Annotated in this window: 21 protein-coding genes; 18 read left to right on the top strand and 3 right to left on the bottom strand. The window is 72.0% G+C overall.

The features are described 5' to 3' along the window. The first annotated feature begins 4 nt into the window (after positions 1–4). The 14 genes from ACWC5C_RS13835 to ACWC5C_RS13770 all read left to right on the top strand — a co-directional run bounded on the left by ACWC5C_RS13835 (position 5) and on the right by ACWC5C_RS13770 (position 12,805). Positions 5–1,150: a thiolase family protein gene (locus ACWC5C_RS13835; protein WP_450875618.1), complete on the top strand. Its 1,146-nt coding sequence runs from the start codon at positions 5–7 to the stop codon at positions 1,148–1,150. A 36-nt stretch (positions 1,151–1,186) separates the two neighbouring features. Then, positions 1,187–2,389 (top strand): acyl-CoA dehydrogenase family protein, encoded by a 1,203-nt coding sequence (locus tag ACWC5C_RS13830; RefSeq protein ID WP_450875617.1) that lies wholly within the window; start codon positions 1,187–1,189, stop codon positions 2,387–2,389. Next, a complete protein-coding gene (locus ACWC5C_RS13825) occupies positions 2,386–3,360 on the top strand; it encodes a phosphotransferase family protein (protein WP_450875616.1) in 975 nt (324 codons plus the stop codon). The genes ACWC5C_RS13830 and ACWC5C_RS13825 overlap by 4 nt, the downstream gene beginning before the upstream one ends. A gap of 24 nt (positions 3,361–3,384) precedes the next feature. Next, positions 3,385–4,632, top strand: a complete 1,248-nt coding sequence (locus tag ACWC5C_RS13820; protein WP_450875615.1) for an acyl-CoA dehydrogenase family protein — start codon at positions 3,385–3,387, stop codon at positions 4,630–4,632. Beyond that, positions 4,629–5,405 (top strand): SDR family oxidoreductase, encoded by a 777-nt coding sequence (locus tag ACWC5C_RS13815; protein ID WP_450875614.1) that lies wholly within the window; start codon positions 4,629–4,631, stop codon positions 5,403–5,405. Before ACWC5C_RS13820 ends, ACWC5C_RS13815 begins: the two co-directional genes overlap by 4 nt. Further along, on the top strand, positions 5,402–6,181 hold the full coding sequence (locus tag ACWC5C_RS13810; protein WP_450875613.1) for an SDR family NAD(P)-dependent oxidoreductase: 780 nt from the start codon (positions 5,402–5,404) through the stop codon (positions 6,179–6,181). The genes ACWC5C_RS13815 and ACWC5C_RS13810 overlap by 4 nt, the downstream gene beginning before the upstream one ends. Beyond that, the gene (locus ACWC5C_RS13805; protein WP_450875612.1) at positions 6,178–6,960 is read left to right on the top strand and encodes an enoyl-CoA hydratase/isomerase family protein; all 783 of its coding nucleotides are present in this window, start codon (positions 6,178–6,180) and stop codon (positions 6,958–6,960) included. The genes ACWC5C_RS13810 and ACWC5C_RS13805 overlap by 4 nt, the downstream gene beginning before the upstream one ends. 28 nt (positions 6,961–6,988) lie before the next feature. Further along, positions 6,989–8,137, top strand: coding sequence for an acetyl-CoA C-acetyltransferase (locus ACWC5C_RS13800; RefSeq protein ID WP_450875611.1), 1,149 nt, complete (start codon positions 6,989–6,991; stop codon positions 8,135–8,137). Between the two features lie 111 nt (positions 8,138–8,248). Then, positions 8,249–8,869: a TetR/AcrR family transcriptional regulator gene (locus tag ACWC5C_RS13795; protein WP_385443785.1), complete on the top strand. Its 621-nt coding sequence runs from the start codon at positions 8,249–8,251 to the stop codon at positions 8,867–8,869. Between the two features lie 190 nt (positions 8,870–9,059). Further along, a complete protein-coding gene (locus ACWC5C_RS13790; RefSeq protein ID WP_450875610.1) occupies positions 9,060–9,428 on the top strand; it encodes a nuclear transport factor 2 family protein in 369 nt (122 codons plus the stop codon). Beyond that, positions 9,425–9,802, top strand: coding sequence for a hypothetical protein (locus tag ACWC5C_RS13785; protein ID WP_450875609.1), 378 nt, complete (start codon positions 9,425–9,427; stop codon positions 9,800–9,802). The genes ACWC5C_RS13790 and ACWC5C_RS13785 overlap by 4 nt, the downstream gene beginning before the upstream one ends. A gap of 31 nt (positions 9,803–9,833) precedes the next feature. Continuing rightward, positions 9,834–10,154: an EthD family reductase gene (locus ACWC5C_RS13780; protein WP_385443779.1), complete on the top strand. Its 321-nt coding sequence runs from the start codon at positions 9,834–9,836 to the stop codon at positions 10,152–10,154. A gap of 12 nt (positions 10,155–10,166) precedes the next feature. Continuing rightward, entirely contained in the window at positions 10,167–11,684 is a 1,518-nt protein-coding gene (locus tag ACWC5C_RS13775; protein WP_450875608.1) for a class I adenylate-forming enzyme family protein, read from the top strand. 80 nt (positions 11,685–11,764) lie between these two features. Further along, a complete protein-coding gene (locus tag ACWC5C_RS13770) occupies positions 11,765–12,805 on the top strand; it encodes an MBL fold metallo-hydrolase (protein ID WP_450875607.1) in 1,041 nt (346 codons plus the stop codon). Between the two features lie 25 nt (positions 12,806–12,830). On the opposite strand, the gene ACWC5C_RS13765 is transcribed toward ACWC5C_RS13770, so the two are convergent. Then, positions 12,831–14,345: a serine/threonine-protein kinase gene (locus tag ACWC5C_RS13765; protein ID WP_450875866.1), complete on the bottom strand. Its 1,515-nt coding sequence runs from the start codon at positions 14,343–14,345 to the stop codon at positions 12,831–12,833. 111 nt (positions 14,346–14,456) lie between these two features. On the opposite strand from ACWC5C_RS13765, the gene ACWC5C_RS13760 reads away from it, so the two are divergent. Beyond that, positions 14,457–15,083 (top strand): hypothetical protein, encoded by a 627-nt coding sequence (locus ACWC5C_RS13760; protein WP_450875606.1) that lies wholly within the window; start codon positions 14,457–14,459, stop codon positions 15,081–15,083. Between the two features lie 168 nt (positions 15,084–15,251). Continuing rightward, positions 15,252–15,770, top strand: coding sequence for a hypothetical protein (locus tag ACWC5C_RS13755; protein ID WP_450875605.1), 519 nt, complete (start codon positions 15,252–15,254; stop codon positions 15,768–15,770). Between the two features lie 21 nt (positions 15,771–15,791). Here ACWC5C_RS13755 and ACWC5C_RS13750 read toward each other — a convergent pair whose 3' ends face one another. Both ACWC5C_RS13750 and ACWC5C_RS13745 read right to left on the bottom strand, forming a co-directional pair. Further along, positions 15,792–16,496, bottom strand: a complete 705-nt coding sequence (locus ACWC5C_RS13750) for an AfsR/SARP family transcriptional regulator (RefSeq protein WP_450875604.1) — start codon at positions 16,494–16,496, stop codon at positions 15,792–15,794. Positions 16,497–16,816: 320 nt separating this feature from the next. Further along, entirely contained in the window at positions 16,817–17,137 is a 321-nt protein-coding gene (locus tag ACWC5C_RS13745; RefSeq protein ID WP_450875603.1) for a hypothetical protein, read from the bottom strand. A 60-nt stretch (positions 17,138–17,197) separates the two neighbouring features. Here ACWC5C_RS13745 and ACWC5C_RS13740 point away from each other — a divergent pair, with 60 nt between their 5' ends. Both ACWC5C_RS13740 and ACWC5C_RS13735 read left to right on the top strand, forming a co-directional pair. Then, on the top strand, positions 17,198–17,776 hold the full coding sequence (locus tag ACWC5C_RS13740; protein WP_385443763.1) for a DUF4255 domain-containing protein: 579 nt from the start codon (positions 17,198–17,200) through the stop codon (positions 17,774–17,776). After that, the gene (locus ACWC5C_RS13735) at positions 17,773–18,498 is read left to right on the top strand and encodes a carboxypeptidase regulatory-like domain-containing protein (protein ID WP_450875602.1); all 726 of its coding nucleotides are present in this window, start codon (positions 17,773–17,775) and stop codon (positions 18,496–18,498) included. The genes ACWC5C_RS13740 and ACWC5C_RS13735 overlap by 4 nt, the downstream gene beginning before the upstream one ends. The last annotated feature ends 9 nt before the right edge of the window (positions 18,499–18,507 follow it).

The raw sequence follows: 18,507 nt of genomic DNA, 5'->3' as shown, positions 1-18,507 counted from the left end.
GTCCATGAGCACCGACGTCCTGATCTGCGGCGCCGGGCGCACCCCGTTCGGCCGGTCCGAGGCGACCGGCCGACAGCTGGCCGTCGACGCGGTGAACGCCGCGCTGGCGGACGCCGGAATCGCGTGGTCGCGCGTGGGGGCCGCGTTCGGTGGCAGCGACAGCGCGGGCCTCGCTGACACCCTGGTGGCCCAACTCGGCCTCACCGGGCTGCCGTTCGTCAATGTCAAGAACGGCTGCGCCACCGGCGGCAGCGCGCTGATCTCCGCCGTCAACGCGATCCGCTCCGGGATGGCGGACGTGGTCCTCGCGGTCGGCTTCGACAAACACCCGCGCGGCGCCTTCGACCCGAGGCCCGAGGACTGGGGCCTGGGCGAGGAATACGGCAGCGACGGGCTGATGGTGACCACCCAGTTCTTCGGCATGAAGACCCAGCGCTATCTGTACGACCACCAGGTCACCCCGCGCACCCTCGCCCTGGTCGCCGAGAAGGCCTACCGTAACGGCGCCCTGACCCCCGAGGCATGGCGGCAGAAGCCGCTGTCCGCCGAGGAGATCCTCGACTCGGGCATGGTCAGCGACCCCCTGACCCGCTTCATGTTCTGCTCACCCGGAGCGGGCGCGGCCGCGCTGGTCCTCTGCTCCCCGGAGGCCGCCCGCACCATGGACGGCTCGCCGGTCACCCTGCGCTCGGCGGCGCTGCGCACCCGGCGCTACGGCTCGTTCGAGGTCTTCAGCCCGTCGGTCCCGGCGGGCGAGCCGACCAGCGTCAGCCGCGACGCCTCGGCCGAGGCCTTCGAACAGGCCGGGCTCGGCCCCCGCGATGTCGACGTCTGCCAGCTGCAGGACACCGAGAGCGGCGCCGAGGTCATGCACATGGCCGAGTGCGGGTTCTGCGAGGACGGCGAGCAGGAGCGGCTGGTCGCCTCCGGCGCCACCGGCATCGGCGGTGCGCTCCCGGTCAACACCGACGGCGGCTGCATCGCCAACGGCGAACCCATCGGCGCCTCGGGGCTGCGCCAGGTCTACGAGATCGTCCAGCAACTGCGCGGCCGGGCCGGTGAACGGCAGGTCCCGGGCAGTCCCCGGGTCGGCTTCACCCATGTGTACGGCGCCCCCGGCGTGAGCGCCTGCACGGTGCTGTCCCGCTAAATGTGTCCCCACTTATGGGAGGAGGTGGCAGAAGAGATGAGCGGCATCCCGGAAGCCGAGGAGTTCCGCACCCGCGCCCGGCAGTGGCTCGGCACCGTCGCCCGGCCCCGCACCGCGGACGGGGAGTGGGGCAGCGGCTCCGACTCCGTCGCCGTGTTCGACAACTGGACCGAGGAGCAGGAGCGCGCGCACACCGCCCGCGTCCAGGAGTGGGAACGCACCCGCTACGACCAGGGGTGGTCCGCGCTCACCTGGGAGGAGCCATACGGAGGCCGGGGCCTGCCCGCGTACTACGAACAGCTCTACCGTGCCGAGGAAGCGGCCTTCGACGTGCCGCACCGCCCCGAGATCTTCCCGGTGACACAGGCACTCGTCGCCCCCGCCATCGCCATCTGGGGCACCGGCGAGCAGAAGGAGCGCTGGCTGCGGCCCATGCTGCGCACCGACGAACTGGCCTGCCAGCTGTTCTCGGAGACCGAGGCCGGATCCGACCTCGCCGCGGTCCGCACCAGGGCGGTGCTCGACGGCGACACCTGGACGCTGACCGGGCACAAGGTGTGGACCTCCGGAGCCCGCGTCGCCACCTGGGGCGTCGCCGTGTGCCGTACCGATCCGGCGGTGCGCAAACACGCCGGGATCACCGTCTTCCTGGTGCGCATGGACGCGCCCGGCGTCACCGTACGGCCCATCCGGCAGATGACCGGCGGCACCAGCTTCAACGAGGTCTACCTCGACGGCGTGCGCGTCCCCGACACCGACCGGCTCGGCCCGGTCGGCGAGGGCTGGCGGGTCACGCTCAGCGTGCTGGCCGCCGAGCGGCTCGACTCCGGCAGCCTCGGCCTCGACAACGCCGACCGGGCGCTCGACCTCGCCGCCCACCTGCCCCGCCCCCTCACTGGCGCCGAACAGCAGCGCGCCGCCGACCTTCACATCCGCACCCTGGTCCAGCGGCTCATCGGACTGCGGGTCACCGCCGCCCTCGTCGCCGGACGCGAACCCGGCGCGGAGGCCTCGGTCGGCAAGCTGTACGCCACCGAGACCATGCGCCGCACCAGCGACCTGGTGTCCGAACTGCTGGGCCCGAGCCTCGTGGCGGACACGGGGGAGTGGGGCACCTACGCGTGGACGGAACATCTGCTCGGCGCCCCCGGCTACAGCATCGCGGGCGGCACCGACGAGATCCAGCGCACCATCCTCGCCGAACGCGTCCTCGGCCTGCCCAAGGAGCCCGTCCGATGAGCACCGCCACACAGACACCGGAGCTGGCCGCCCGGGTCCGCCACCGGCTCGCCCGCCACCACCCGGGCGCGCCCATCGGCGAGCTGACCGTACTGCCGGGCGGCCACTCCGGGCTGACGTACTCGGTCACGGCGGGGGAGGCCCGCTACGTCGTCAAGGCGGTGCCGCCCGGACAGCGGCCCGTCGGACGCAACGACGTGCTGCGCCAGGCCCGGGTGCTGGGCGCGCTGGACGGATCCGCGGTGCCGGTGCCGGGCGTCGTGGCCGTCGACGAGACCCAGCCCGCCTGGTTCGCCATGGACTTCGCGGCCGGGGAGGCCGTCGAACCGGTCCTCGACGAGCACGAGCTGCCCGCCGCGACGGCCCGCGCCCGGATGCTGGAGATCACTGGCGTCCTGCGGCGGCTGCACACCACCGATGTACGGGCGCCCGCGCTCGGCGCGCCCGAACCCCTCGACGCCGCCGGTGAGCTGGAGCGGTGGAGCCGCACCCTGCACGCCGTCCCCTCCGAACTGCGGCCCGGCGGGGAGGAGTTGCTGGCACGCCTCGCCGACGGTGTGCCGAGCGCCCTCCCGCCGGTGCTGCTCCACGGGGACTTCCGGCTCGGCAATGTGCTGTGCGTGGACGAGCGCGCCGTGGCCGTCGTGGACTGGGAGATCTGGAGCGTCGGCGACCCGCGCATCGACCTCGGCTGGTTCCTGCTCTTCGCCGACCACCGCAACTTCCCCCGCCTGGGCCACCCCGTGCCCGGCCTGCCCGGCGAGACCGACCTCCTGGACACCTACCGCGACGGCGGGCCCGCCCTGCCCGCGATGGACTGGTTCCGGGCGCTCGGCCGCATGAAGATGGCCGCGATCATGGGCCACAACCTGCGCCGCCACCGCGAGGGCAAGCACCACGACCCGGACCAGGAACGCCTGCCGCCCACCATCGCCGCGATGATCCGCACGGCACGCGACATCCTCGGCTGATCGCCCCATTGAACAGGAGCAAGCGTGGATTTCGGATTCTCGCCCCGCGCGAGTGAACTCCAGGACCGCATACGGTCGTTCATGGAGCAGCACGTCTTCCCGGCGGAAGCGGTCTACGACCGGCAGCTCGCCGAAGCGGACGACCCGCACGCGCTGCCGCCGGTCATGGCCGGGCTGAAGGAGAAGGCCCGCGCCGAGGGCCTGTGGAACCTCTTCATGGCACACGGCGACTGGGGCGCGGGCCTCACCAACCTCGAATACGCGCCCCTCATGGAACTGGCCGGGCGCTCCATCATCGGCCCCGAGGTGTTCAACTGCTCGGCGCCCGACACCGGCAACATGGAACTCCTCGCCCTGTACGGCACCCCGGAGCAGCAGGACCGCTGGCTGCGCCCCCTGCTGGAGGCGGAGATCCGCTCGTGCTTCGCCATGACCGAGCCGGAAGTCGCCAGTTCCGACGCCCGCAACATCCGCACCCGCATCACCCGCGACGGCGACACGTACGTCGTCAACGGCCGCAAGTGGTACACCTCCGGGATCCTCGACCCCGACTGCAAGCTCATCATCCTGATGGGCAAGACGGATCCGGAGGCGCGCACCTACCGGCAGCAGAGCATGCTGCTCATCCCCCGGGACACCCCGGGCATCACCATCCTGCGCGACCTGCCCATGTTCGGCTACACCGACCGGCTCGGCCACGGCGATGTGCTCTTCGAGGACGTCCGCGTACCGGTGGCGAACATCCTCGGCGGCGAGGGCGAGGGCTTCGCGCTCGCCCAGGGGCGGCTGGGACCTGGGCGGATGCACTACGCGATGCGCGCCGTGGGCTTCGCCGAGCGCGCCCTCCAGCTGATGTGCGAGCGCGTCACCGCGCGCACCGCCTTCGGCGGGCCCCTCGCCGACCGGGGCGTGGTGCGGGAGTGGATCGCCCGCAGCCGCATCGAGATCGAGCAGCTGCGCCTCCTCGTCCTCAAATCGGCCTGGCTGATGGACACCGTCGGCAACGCCGCCGCCCGTATGGAGGTGGCCGCCATCAAGGTCGCGGCGCTGGAGGTCGCCCACAAGGTGGTCGACCGCGCGGTGCAGGCACACGGCGCGGCGGGCGTCAGCGACGACACCGTACTGGCCCGGCTGTACGCCATCACCCGGGCACTGCGCATCGCCGACGGCCCCGACGAAGTACACCTGCGCACGGTGGCCCGCCAGGAACTCGCGCCCTACAAGGAAGCCATCAAGAAGACCGGCCGGAAGACCGAGACGGGGGCAGCGTGAGCGCCAACAGCCTCGACGGCAAAGTGGCCGTCATCACCGGCGGATCCCGTGGCATCGGCCTCGGCATCGCCACCGCCTACCGGGCGGCCGGAGCACACGTCGTGATCGCGGCCCGCAAAGCCGCCGGACTGGACGGGGCGCGGGAGGAACTGCTGCGCGTCAAGGGCGACGGAGACATCCACACCGTGGTCGCCAACGCCGGTGAACCCGAGCAGGCGCAAGGCTGCGTCGAGGAGACCATGGCCCGCTTCGGCCGCCTCGACATCCTCGTCAACAACGCGGCGACCAACCCGTACCACGGCGATCTGCTCGACCTGGACCTGCCGCGCGCGGAGAAGACCGTCCGCGTCAACCAGTACGGCATGGTCGCCTGGACCCGGTACGCCTGGCAGGCGTGGATGGCCGACCACGGGGGAGCGGTGGTCAACATCTCCTCTGTCGGCGGGCTCGTGGTCGATCCGCACATCGGCTACTACAACGCCACCAAGGCCGCCATGCTGCACATGACCCGGCAGCTCGCCTACGAACTCGGGCCGCGCGCCCGCGTCAACGCCATCGCCCCCGGCCTGATCAAGACCGAGCTGGCGCGCGCGGTGTGGGAGGTCCGCGAGCCGATCCTCACCGCCAAGCTGCCACTGCGGCGCCTGGGCACAGTGGAGGACGTGGCCAACGCGGCGCTCTTCCTGGCCTCCGACGCCTCCTCCTGGATGACCGGCCAGACCCTGGTGCTCGACGGCGGCGCGACCGTCCTGCCGATCGGGGTGGAGGGATGAGCGCACCGCGACCCGCCGCCCAGCTGTTCTCGCTCCAGGGCAGGACGGCCCTGGTCACCGGCGCCTCCGCCGGGCTCGGCGCCCGCTTCGCCACCGTCCTCGCACAGGCCGGTGCCACCGTGTTCGCCGCCGCCCGGCGCCTGGACCGGCTGAAGGAACTCGCCGACTCCGACGCACGCATCCGCCCCGTGGTCTGCGACGTCGCACGGGAGGCGGACCGTGCGCGGCTGGTCGAGACCGCGCGCGACGCCACCGGACACGTCGACATCCTCGTCAACAACGCCGCGAGTTCCGGCGAGACCCGCGCCGCCGACGAATCCCCGGACGCCTTCGCCGATGTCCTCGGCGTCAACCTCACCGCGCCCTTCCACCTCGCGCGTCTGGTGGCCGAGGCACCCGCGGAGGAGAGCGGGCCGCCCCGCAGCATCATCAACGTCTCCTCCATCCTCGGCCTGGTCACCGCCGCCCCGCTCGGCGGCGCGAGCTACTCCGCGTCCAAGGCCGGACTGATCGGGCTGACCCGGGAGCTGGCCGGACAGTGGGGCCCGGGCGGCACCCGCGTCAACGCGCTCGCCCCCGGCTGGTTCCGCACCGAGATGACCGCGGACCTCTTCGGCGATGAGCGCTCCGCCCGCTGGGTCGAGCGCAACACCTTGCTGCGGCGCGGCGGCGACGGCCATGAACTCGACGGCGCGCTGCTGTTCCTCGCCTCCGACGCCTCCTCGTACTGCACCGGGCAGATCCTCACCGTCGACGGCGGATGGACCGCGCGATGACGGTCTCCCTCGACATCGACGACGGCCTCGCCCACCTCACCCTGCGCCGCCCCGAGGCGGGCAACGCCATCGGCCTGGACCTGGCACGCGGACTGCTGGACGCGGCACGGACCTGCGCGGCCGAGGGCGTACGGGCCGTACTGCTCACCGGCGAGGGCAAGTCCTTCTGCGTCGGCGGCGACCTCAAAGAGTTCTCCGGGCTCTCCGGCGCGGCACTGGAGAAGCACCTCACCGCCGTGACCGACGCCCTCCACGACGCGCTGCGCACCTTCGCGGCGAGCGACGCGCCCGTGGTGGCCGCCGTCCAGGGCGCCGTCGCGGGCGCGGGGATCGGCCTGGCCGCGTCCGCCGATGTGACCCTCGCCGCCGACACCGCCTCCTTCACCGCCGCGTACACCGGCATCGGCTACACACCCGACGCCGGGGTCAGCTGGTTCCTGCCCCGCTTCATCGGCCCCAAGCGGGCCCTGGACCTGCTGCTGACCAACCGCCGCGTCCCGGCGGCCGAAGCCGCGGACCTCGGGCTGGTGAGCCGGGTGGTCCCCCCTGACCGGCTGGCCGAGGAGGCCGCGCGTACGGCCGAGGCGCTGCGCCGCGGACCCACCGCCGCCTTCGGCGCCACCCGCCGGCTCGTCGCCGAGGGACTGACCGCCGACCTCGGCCCGCAGCTGGACCGGGAGGCCCGCGCGATCGCCGCCGCGGCCACCTCCGACACCGGAGCCGAGGGTGTCGCCGCCTTCCTGGGCAAGCGTGCGCCCGACTTCGGCCCCCCTGCCTGAACCCGTTCCGAACCCCATGGAGCCCGCCATGTCCGAAGCGTTCATCGTCGGAGCCGTCCGCACCCCCGTCGGCCGCCGCAAGGGCGCGCTCAGCGGTGTGCACCCGGCCGACCTCGGCGCCCATGTGCTGCGCGCCCTGCTGGAGCGCACCGGCGCCGACCCGGGCGCCGTCGACGACGTGTACTTCGGGTGCGTCGGCCAGATCGGCGCCCAGACCGGCAACGTCGCCCGCACCGCCTGGCTGTCCGCCGGACTGCCGCAGCACGTGCCCGGCACCACCATCGACCGCCAGTGCGGTTCCTCCCAGCAGGCCGTGCATTTCGCGGCCCAGGCGGTCGGCTCCGGCGCCGCCGACCTGGTGGTCGCGGGCGGGGTGGAGGTGATGAGCCTGGTGCCCATCGCCAGCCCCATGTACGTCGGCGAACAGGCGGGCCTCGGCAGCCCCTACGCGGGGGACGGCTGGCGTGACCACTTCGGCGACCAGGAGGTGTCCCAGTTCCGTGGGGCCGAACTGATCGCCGAGAAGTGGGGCATCTCCCGTACGGAGATGGAGGAGTTCGCGCTCACCAGCCACCAGCGGGCCGTCGCCGCCCAGGCCGACGGCGCCTTCGACGACGAGATCACCCCGGCCTTCGGCCTCACCGCCGACGAGGGCCCGCGCGGCGACACCACCCTGGAGAAAATGGCCGGGCTCAAGACCCTCACCGAGGACGGCCGCCTCACAGCCGCCGTTTCCAGCCAGATCTCCGACGGCGCCGCCGCCCTGCTGATCGCCTCCGGGGACGCGGTGCGCCGCCACGGTCTGACCCCGCTCGCCCGGGTGCACACCATGGCCGTCGTCGGCTCCGACCCGATCTACATGCTGACCGGCCCGATCCCGGCCACCGAGAAGGTCCTGGACAAGGCTGGGCTGCCGATCGGCGCGATCGATCTGGTCGAGATCAACGAGGCCTTCGCCTCCGTCGTCCTGGCCTGGCAGAAGGAGACCGGCGCCGCGCCGGAGCGGGTCAACGCCTTCGGTGGCGCGATCGCGCTCGGACATCCGCTCGGTGCCACCGGCGCCCGGCTCATGACCACGCTCGTCCACCAGCTGCGCAGGACCGGGGGACGCTATGGCCTGCAGACGATGTGCGAGGGCGGCGGCATGGCGAACGCGACCGTGCTGGAGCGCATCTGACCCGAGCCGGGCCGAGTCACGCCGGGTCGGCCCGAGCCGATTGGCAACTGAGTTCAGCTTGGGTCTACTCTCGGGTACCGACGAGGTGGACGGCGGCCAGGAGACGGGGTCATGGCGACAAGGGTTGAACCGGAAGCGGGACCGAGGTCCAAGCGCGCCGCCATTCTGGCGGCCGCCGTCGGCTGCTTCGGCGAGACGGGCTTCGAGGCCACCAAGTGGTCCACCGTGGCGGAGCGGGTCGGCATCGGCCAGACCGCGCTGTACCACTACTTCGAGTCCAAGACCCACTGTCTGCTCACCATCATGCGGCTGGAGCTGCAGCGCTCCCACGACAAGTTCACGGAGGCCACCGCCGACGTCACCGACCCGGTCGAGGCCCTCAGGGCGGCCGTGCACGCGGCGTACGACGTCTCCGACCACGAGGTTCTGCAGATGCGCATCCTGCACAACCACATGGACCTGCTCTCCGGCCCCCGGAAGTCCAAGCGGGAGGAGGCCGAGCGCGTCGAGGCCCGCCGACTGGTCCAGCTCGTCGAGCGGGACTGGACGAACCTGCTGGTGAGGGGCATGTCGCAGGGCGCGTTCCCGCTCCGGGACGCCCAGCTGCTGGGCGCGGGTGTGCTCGGTCTGATCGTCAGCGTCTGGCGGTGGTACCGGCCGTCCGGGCCCACGCCGCTGTCGGAGATCAGCGAGCTGATCGAGGGCGCCTGCGTACGGATGGTCGCCACGTGACGCGCTGAGCGACCCCGTTCGCTCCCGGCCCCCGGTGGACTTCCGCCGGGGGCCGTCTTCCGTTCGTACGGACTCTTGTCAGTCTTGTTTCCGCAGGATTAGCATCCGTATTGAACTGAACTCAGGTTGATCTAGAAGGTCGCGGACCTGGGTCCCGGGGCGCTTGGCCGCCAATCGAAGGGGCACCCTCATGGTGTTGCGCGCGTATTTCGCCGGTATGGACAGCCATCAGCCGGAACAGACGCTCGAACTGCTGGAACCCGATTTCCGGTTCCTCATCGCCCTGCCGGGCAAGGAGGTCACCGGCACCTCCAGGGATGACTTCGCCGCGTACATCGCGGGCCGCCATCCCGTGGACCGGACACACGAGATCCTGCGCCACGGCCGGGACGGCGATCTGGAGACCGTATACGGAGTGGTGACCGAGGGCGGGGAGTACAAGGGCTCCTTCCACTCGGCCGCGGTGCTCTCGCCCGGCGGACTCCTCGCCCGCTACCAGGCCTTCTTCCACATCGACTTCCAGCTGATCGACTGGGCCGGGGAGAGGAGCCGGGTATGACGGACACCCCGGCGGCGGCCCCCTTCCTCACCGCGTGGTTCGAGATCCTCGACGGGGACGAACCCTCCCGGATCCTCGACCTGATCAGCGACGACTTCGCCCTGTCCATCCTCTTCTCCACCGGCGACGGCAACGCCACCGACTTCGCGGGAGGCCGCGCCGCCCTCGTCGGCTACCTCGAACAGCGCGAGAAGGGCACCCGCACCCACCACCGGCTCGCGGCGACCACGCTCGGCCGGGACGAATTCTTCCTGGGCGAGGTGCGGCGCGCGGGGGTCCCCGAGGCGACCTTCGTCGCCACCGGGCGGATGAACGGCGAGGGCAGGCTGCGGCGCCTGCTGATCGGGCGCTCGTCGGAGATCCGCTTCACCTGACCCCTGACCACTCACCCTGCGGAGGAGCTTCATGTACAACCTGGTCCTGCTGGCAGCCCGGCCCCCGGAGTGGACACACGAGCAGTTCATCACGTGGTGGCGCGGCGACCACGCCGAGCTGACCTGCCGCCTGCCCGGACTGCGCAGCTGGCGGCACACCGAGATCGACGCCGCGCTGGAGCCGCGCTCCGACGGCTGGGACGGCCTCTCCGTCCTCGGCTTCGACTCCCCCGAGGACCTGAAGAAGGCCCTCGCGAGCCCCGAATGGGCCGCTGCCGTCGCCCAGGTGGGCGACATGAAGGGCCGCCGCATCGCGGTCATGGGGCACGAGGCGGAGCTGTTCGCCGCCTGAGGAGGGGACGAGATGCGAGAAGTAGTGCGGGAGTTCCAGCGGCGGGCCGCCGAGGCCGACTTCATCGCCGTCATCGACGACACGGGCAGCCATACGGCCCGGCAGCTCCTCGACGAGGCCACCCGGCTGTCCGCGGCGCTGGCCGAGGGCACGGCCGACGGATCCGTCGGTACCGTCATGATCCAGGCGGACAACTCATGGCGCACCGTCGCCGCCACCCTCGCCGCGGGCCTCAGCGGCGGCGACGGCGGGGTCATCGCCCTGGTCAACCGGCACACCACCCAGGCCGAATTCGCCACCGCATGGGCGGACATCCGCCCGGACGCCGTGATCGCCGAGGACTCGGCGATCGACGCGTGGGCGGTGTCGACACGGCTGCCCGGCCCGGCGCGGACCGTGCTCGACGGCTGGACGTGCCTGACCGCACCCGGCGAACGCGAGGTGTCCCGGTGGTCGGGCGGCGTCCTCATCGGCCTGACCTCCGGATCGACCGGGCGGCCCAAAGGCGTCGTCCAGTCCGAGGAGGCCCTGCGCTACGCCGCCGCGACCACCATCTCCGTCAACGGCCTGTCGCCGGGCGACGCCGTCGCCGCGATCGTCCCGCTGTCGTCGACGGCCGCGTACTGCTTCGGCGTCTATCTCGCCCTCCTGCTGCGCGGGCCGCTCGTCATGACGGCGAAGTGGGACCGGGCCCTCGCGCTGCGGCGGATGGCCGAGACCGGTGTCCGCTGGACCATGTGCGTACCGACCATGGCGCTGCAGATGGGCGACGAGGCGGCCGGTTCCGGCGTCCTGGGGGGCGTCCGCTCGATCACCGTCGGCGGCGGACCCATGGACCGCACGGCCCTGGCCCGGGCCGAACGGTCCCTGGGCACCAAGATCCTGCGGGTCTTCGGCATGTCCGAATGCCTCGGCCACACCTCGCCGCGCCCCGACGACCCCGAGGAGATCCGGCTCGGCAGGGACGGCCGCCCCTTCCCGGGCACGGACGTGCGCGCCCTCACCCCCGACGGCCAGGTGGCCGGGCCCGGGGTGACCGGCCGGGCGCAGGTGCGCGGCCCCTCCCTCTTCCTCGGCTACGCGGGCGACGGGCGGGCCGTTCCCCCGGCGCTGACCGAGGACGGCTATCTGCCCACCGGCGATCTGCTGATGGTCCACGAGGACGGCACCCTCACCATCATGGGACGCGAGAAGGACATCATCATCCGGGGCGGCCGCAACATCGACATCACCGAGATCGAGCGCGCGGTCGCCGGACACCCGCGCGTGGCCCGGGCGTGTGTGGTGCCGGTCCCCGACGACATCCTCGGCGAACGCGTGGCGCTGCTCGTCGTCACCACGGACGGCCGGCCCGTCGATCTGGCCGAGGTGACCGGCCACTTGGAGAGCATCGGATTGTCCAAGACCAAGTGGCCCGAATACGTGTACGGTACCGACGAGTTGCCCCAGACGAAGGTCGGCAAGCTCGACCGGGGCGGGGCCCGGGAGTTGGCCGCGGGCCTGCGGGCTCAAGAGCCCGGCCGGGCCTGACGAGGGGGTGCGTGCGCGAGCGGCCGCCGCCGCGGCATGTCCGCTCGCGTGATCCAGGCAGTTCAGCAACGAGGAGGATCATGACAGCGCGGTTCGACCAGGGCCCGTGGGCAGCGGCCGGAGTCCAGACGGTACAGCCCGGGGTACACCGCGTACCCCTGCCGCTCCCCAACGACGGCCTCCACGCCGTGAACGTCTACCTCCTGGAAGACCTGGACGACGACGGCGGCATCGTCATGATCGACGGCGGCTGGGCGATCCCCGAGGCGCGCAAAACACTTGAGGAAGCTCTGGCCGCCATCGGCCGCGACCCCGGCGACATCAGCCACATCCTGGTCACCCACATCCACCGCGACCACTACACCCACGCCGTGGAACTGCGCCGCCTGCTGGGCTCACGCGTCTACCTCGGCGCGGGGGAACGCCCCGGACTGGAGATGCTCGACCGGCTGCGCAGCGACCGGCCCGCAGGCTCGCTGCGCACCCTGCGCGCGGCGGGAGCCGGGGAACTCGCCGACCAGATCGAGGCGATGGACCACGGCGGCTACGACCCGAGCGTATGGGAGGCCCCCGACCGCTGGCTCGCCGCCGAAACCCTCCGCTTCGGCGACCGCGCACTGCGGGTCGTGCCCACCCCCGGACACACCAAGGGCCATGTGGTCTTCCTGGACGAGCAGCGCGGACTGCTGTTCTCCGGGGACCACGTCCTGCCGCACATCACCCCCTCCATCGGCTTCGAACTGGCCGAACCGGGTGGCGCTCCGCTCGCCGACTACCTCGACTCGCTACGGCTGATGACCCGCTACGCCGACGCCCGGCTGCTGCCCGCCCACGGTCCGGTCACCGACAGCGCCCACACCCGGGTCGGCGAACTGCTCGCCCACCACGACGACCGGCTGGCCGCGAGCCTGACCGCGCTGGGCGAGGACACGCTCGACGCCCACGCGGTGGCGCGCGGACTCGCCTGGACGCGCCGTGCCGTGCCGTTCGGGGACCTCAGCGCCTTCAACCAGATGCTCGCGGTCAACGAGACCGCGGCGCACCTGGACGTCCTCGTGCTCCGAGGGCGAGCGACGGTGGCGTTCACCGACGGCGTCAACCAGTACACCCGCGTGGGCTAGTGACCCCTCGTCAGGGAGTGTGCGGTCAGCGGGTGCGCAGGCCTTCCTTGACCTTGTCGAAGACAGGACGGTAGGTGCCCCACTGCGCGTCGGGCGCCGAGAGGTAGATGTCGACCTCCCTTTCGCCCTCCCGGCCGAAGCCGAGGTCGATGGCGCGGAAGGTGCGCACCCTCCCGGCGAACGTGCACTCCCATATCGCCGCGGGCTGCCCCCGAAACGTGGTGCGGTCCAGGCGCAGCCGCCGGTACACCTCGTAGTTCTTCTTGGTGTTCGCCTCGATGTCCCGGAAGTGCGCCACGGGCGTCGGACCAGCCGGGTCCACCGTGCCGATCGAGATCTGGACCAGACGGGAGGGGTCGATGTAGCTGACCCCGTCGCTGGTGCGCTTGTCCAGCTTCCACCCGTTCGGTACGGGGAAGGAGACGCCGAGGTTCTTCTCCTCCACCAGGTGGTAGCCGTGGGGGACCGCCGGGGCCTTCGCCTTGCCGTCGTCGCTCGGCTGTACGCCGCCGTCGTTCGGCCATACGGCGTAGGCGCCCGCGACCGCCGCGGTCGCCAGCGCCACCGCCATGGCACTCCACACCACGCGGCGGCGCCTCGGACGGGTGCCGCCGCCTCGCTCCGGGGTGTCCTGCCGCGACGCCGGAGCATCTCGCCGCGGTGCCGGAGTGTCTTCCCGTGGCGTCCGGGCGGTACCGGTCGGACGCAGCGCCGTCGGCTCCTCCGCCGCCACGGCCTTCAGCTGCCGCTCCGTCTCCTCCGCCGACGGCCGCTCGCCGGGCTCCTTGGCCAGCAGCGCCTCGATCAGCGGCGCCAGCGGCCCGGCGTGCCGCACGGGCGGCAGCGGGTCGGCGGCGGTGGCGTAGGCCGTCTCGATCGCCGTATCCCGCCGGAACGGGGGAGCACCCTCCACCGCTTGGTACAGCGTCGCCCCCAGTGCCCAGAGGTCCGAGTGGGGACCGGGCTTCTGTCCCCTGATCCGCTCCGGCGCCATGTACTCGATGGAGCCGATCATCTCGCCGGTCCGGGTCAGCGTCGATGTTCCACTGGCCACCGCGATGCCGAAGTCGGTGAGCACGATCCTGTCATCGGCGCCGAGCAGCACGTTGCCGGGCTTGACGTCACGGTGCAGCACCCCCGCCGCGTGCGCGGCCCGGAGCGCGGCGACCATCCCCCGGCCCATCCGTGCCGCCTCCTGGGGCGGCACGGTACCGCGCTCCTTGAGCAGCGCGCCGAGCGTCGTGGACGGCACGTACTCCATGACGATGCACGGCAGCCCCTCCTCGTCGTCCACCACATCGTGGACGACGACGACACCGGGGTGCGTGATGCGGGCGGCGCTGCGCGCCTCACGGCGGGTGCGCTCGTACAGCGTGGAGAGTTCGTCGTCGGAGAGGTGGTGCGGGGCGTGCAGCCGCTTGACCGCCACCTGGCGGCCCAGCACGGTGTCCTCGGCCCGCCACACGGTGCCCATGCCGCCGCTGCCGATGCGCTCGGTCAGCCGGTACCGCCGTGCGACCAGCCGCTCCTTGTCCGACACCGCGTCCCTCTTCGTTCCGCCCTGCGCGTGCTCGATGTGCCTCGACACGATAACCGGCCCGACCAGCCACGTCCCCATGGCCCTCCCCGCGCGCCGGGTACTGTCCCGCGCATGGCGATGATGACGCAGCCGGACGGCAAGTGGCTCGACCGCGCCCTGCAGTTCGCGGGGCTGACCTGGACGTACCCGCCCTATGAGGCGCTTTTCGTACGCAACGGCTGGCATCTGTCGGGGCCCGATGGCGAACCCGTCATCCATGAGATGGAGATATGGCCACCGCCCGGAGAGGACCACGACGAGGGCTGGCACCTCTGGATCGGCAACCACCCCGGCTGCGAGGAAGACGGCGCGGAGGTGGCGTGCGCCCACCCCGCGTGCCGGGAGGACCGCGGGGTGCTGATGCCCCTGGCGTACAGCGCGTTCGAGGTGTGCGAGCCGGACGGGACGCCGTTGCCCCCGGAGGAGGTCTGGGAGTTCGACGCCTTCACCGGATGGCGGTGGCGGCCGGAGGCCACCGAGGACGACTGGACATCCGCGTACCGGGCGGCCGGGGAACTGCTGCGCACCCGGCTGGGCGAGCCGGTGCCCCGGCCGCCGGACGAGGCGCTGGACGCCGAGCGGGGCGTGGTCTGGGTGTACGGCGATTCCGTGGTGACCCTCTTCGAAGGCCCCGAACTGCTGAGTGACGGCCAGTACGACTGGATCTGCGTGGATGTGAGCCCCCGGCGCACACCCTGAGCCGAGGCGTCAACACCACGCACCCCGCCCGGCCCCCGGAACCGCGCGCCCCCGAATGGCGACCTGTCAGGGTAAGTCGGGGGACGGACGAAGGGGCGTGGTGGCATTGAGAGGGTTAGCCGTCGAGGACGGGCGCGGATTCGGCACCACCGACGAGATCCGCTGCTGATGGCGGGCGAGCGGGCGGGGCTCTGGGGCCGTCTGGTGGGCGCGTTATCCGGGCGGAGCGAACCCGGGCGGCCCACGGCGGAGGGGGAGGTCTGGACGTACACCCCGCCCGGCGTCCCGGCCGGTTGCCGGGAACTGCGGGTGTGCCAGGTGCCGGAGGGCGAGGACTTCGCCCGGCTCACCTGGCAGGTGTGCGGCGTGTGCCGCAGGGGTCTGATCCGGAAGATCCAGGTCGCCGACCGGTGGCAGCGCCGGGGCTACGGGAGCCGCATGATGATGCGGGCCCTGCGCGGCGGCGAGACGTACACCTGGACGACCACCAAGCAGTCGGAGTTCGGCGAGAGCTTCTTCGCGGCGCTCGAGGCCGCCACCGGCATCGAGTTCAGCCCCGGCGCCCGGGCCTGCGACCACATGCGGGCCGCGCGGAGCGCCGTCCGAGGTGAGCCGAGCAGGGAGCCCCCGCAGCCGTACGACAGCCCCGGTGAGCCCCGTTGGTCCCACCGGGACGGGCTGGGCTGAGCCGCGGGGGCGGCGCGGGGCTCACCGTCCGCCCGCGCCCTCCACCAGCACATCGCTCGCCGTGCGGCGCATCACGACACGTGGGGGCTTCCGGGCTGGCGCCGGGGGTGCCGCCGCCCCGGCGGCGGACGGGTGGGGCGGCTGGGACGGTACGAGGCTGCGCAGCGCCTGCGAGGGCTCCAGGCCCAGTTCGTCGAGCAGCACCCGGCGGCACTGCTCGAACTGCCGCAGCGCCGCGCCTCGGTTCCCGGCGGCGAGATGCGCCGTGATCAGCACGCGGTGAGCGCTCTCCCGCAGCGGCTCCGCCCGGACGGCGGCGAGCCCGGCGGCGACGGCCTCACCGTGGCGGCCCGCCGCCGTCAGCCGCTCGGTCATCGCCTCCAGGGCGTACAGCCTCAGTTCGTGGTACTGCTCCTGCTCGATCAGCACCCACTCGTTCTCCGACCACTCCGGTAACAGATCGGACGAGAGGTCGGCCCGCGTCTGGGTGGTGAGGATGTCGTCGCACGGGCGTGACATGTCGAGCAGCCGGTGCGCGCGCGTGGCCGCCGCGTGAATGTCCACGTCGATGTGTTTGGCGATCGCCAGTTCCTGTGAGGACGCGTCGATGACCTGATGTCCCGTCCGGGTCGCGCGCCACAAAGACGATCTGAGGTTGGCGTTGGCGCGGGACGCCGTGACGTCGGGCCACAGCATTCCCGCCACATAGGTGCGGGTTCGCGGCATGTCCTGCAGGGCGAGGAAGGCGAGGAGGCGTTGGGCGCTGGAAGAAAGGGGAACGCGTTTGTGATCGACCGATAGCGTGAAGCTTTTGAGCAGCCTCAACGTTAGGACGTGGCCTTCTGCGGTCATCGGCCCCCCGGGCGATATCAGCTTCGGTGAAAGATCCCCAGCAAAAGATCCCAGCAAAAGATCCTCAGTGAAAGATCCCCAACCGGCAATCGGGATGCTGCCCAGCCATGTTACGAGCAATTCATGATCGTGTGTCCAGCCCTTCGGGTACAGAATGTTATATGGCCGGGCATCACCGGGGCGTCGCGGAAACGTCACCTCTCGGGTTCGAGTAACTGATCGAGCCAGGCGCGCACGGTGCTGAGCACATCGTCCACCGCGCTCACCGCGGTCGGAGGCACCTGGTGACGGCCGCCCGTCCACACAATGCGCGCGCGGAAGCCGTCCGGCCTTCCCTCTTCCACCCACACTCGGAGGATCAGGACGCCGGCCTGCTCTGAGTGGATTTCCATGGAAGGAAAATATGCCTTATCCGTGTCACCCCGGCGTTGTCGGCGCGTGACCGCCGACGTCATCGCCGGGCGACGGAACGGGCTGGTGACGCTCGTGTGATGGATGAATCGCGATGGAGTCACGCGGGGCCCTGCATCCTCGTCGAGGCACGCTTTCGGGTGCGGAGCGCGGGGAGGATTCGCATGGGTGACTTCGGCGTCATCGCCGACGTCTCGACGGTCATCGTGGAGACCCTGACCCAGTCCTTGCGCGGGCTCAGCCAGGTGGAACCGCCGATCGCGGAACTCAACGATCTCTCCGAGACGGTGCAGACACCGCCGCCGAAACTCACCGTGTTCCTTTACGAGATCGCCGAGGACCCCACCTCGCGCAACCGGCCACCGGTGCGCTCCCAGCCGCCCGACCCGCCGGTCACCCGCAAGCCGCCGATGGCGCTGCTGCTGCGGTACCTCGTCACCCCCTGGGGCGGCGACCAGGAGACCCAGCACCGGATGCTCGGCCGGGCGATGCAGACGTTCTACGACGACGCGATCCTGGACGGCGTCCAGCTGTCCGGCAGCCTCGCGGCGAGCACCGACTCGCTGCACCTCAGCCTGACCCCGCTCACCCTCGACCAGAAGTCCTGGGTCTGGTACGCGATCCAGAAGCCGTACCGGCTCTCGCTGAACTACGAGGTCCGCGTCGTCAACCTGGACTCCGCCACCGCGACGGCGGTCCGCCCGGTGCAGAACCGGGTCATCAGCGGGGCGGCGACGCCATGAGCCGTTTCAGACCGCTGGAGCGCTCCACGCTCCACAGCCCCGCCTGGTTCATCCCGTACGACGAGTACGCCCGGCGGGTGCGCGGCGCTGGGGTGACCGTCCAACTGGACCGGTTCGAGGACGGCGCCTGGCTGCCGCTGGACGACGCGGCGGTCCGTACACCCAGCGCCGCGTTCGCCTACCCGGGGCTCGGCCGGTGCGCCGAGCCGTGGGCGGCCCCGCCCCGGCGCCACCGGGCCCGCTTCGCGGCCGCCGGATACCAGCCGCTGTACCCGGCCGACGGCGAGCCGTTCTCGTCCGGTCTGGTGGGCGTCGAGTTCCTGGTGCACCCGTACGACCACGCCCACCCGCCCGCGGTGGCGACCGCGCCACGGCTCGTCCGGCTGCTGCCGGGCGTCTCGTTCCCCTATCCGCCGGGTGTGCGCACGGTGCACGGCGCCGTGGTCGACGCGGCCACCGCCGCGCCGGTCGCGGGCGCGCTGGTGGAGGCCGAGGGGCACACCAGCCGGGACCTGACGCCCTGGCACGAGCGCACCTTGTCCGACGCCACGGGCACCTTCCGGCTGGCCCTGCGGTGGGAGGGCGAGAAGGCCGGTGAACACGCCGTCGAGGAGACCTTCCAGCTGCGGGCCACCGAGCGGCCGGGCAGGTCCGGATCGCTGGTCGTGCGGCTGCCCCAGGACGCCGAGCGCCGGCACGTCATAGAGATCCGCGAGAGTTGAGGAGCCGTC

Source organism: Streptomyces sp. NPDC001700 (assembly GCF_053596435.1).
This window is presented reverse-complemented; position numbering and strand designations above follow the sequence as displayed.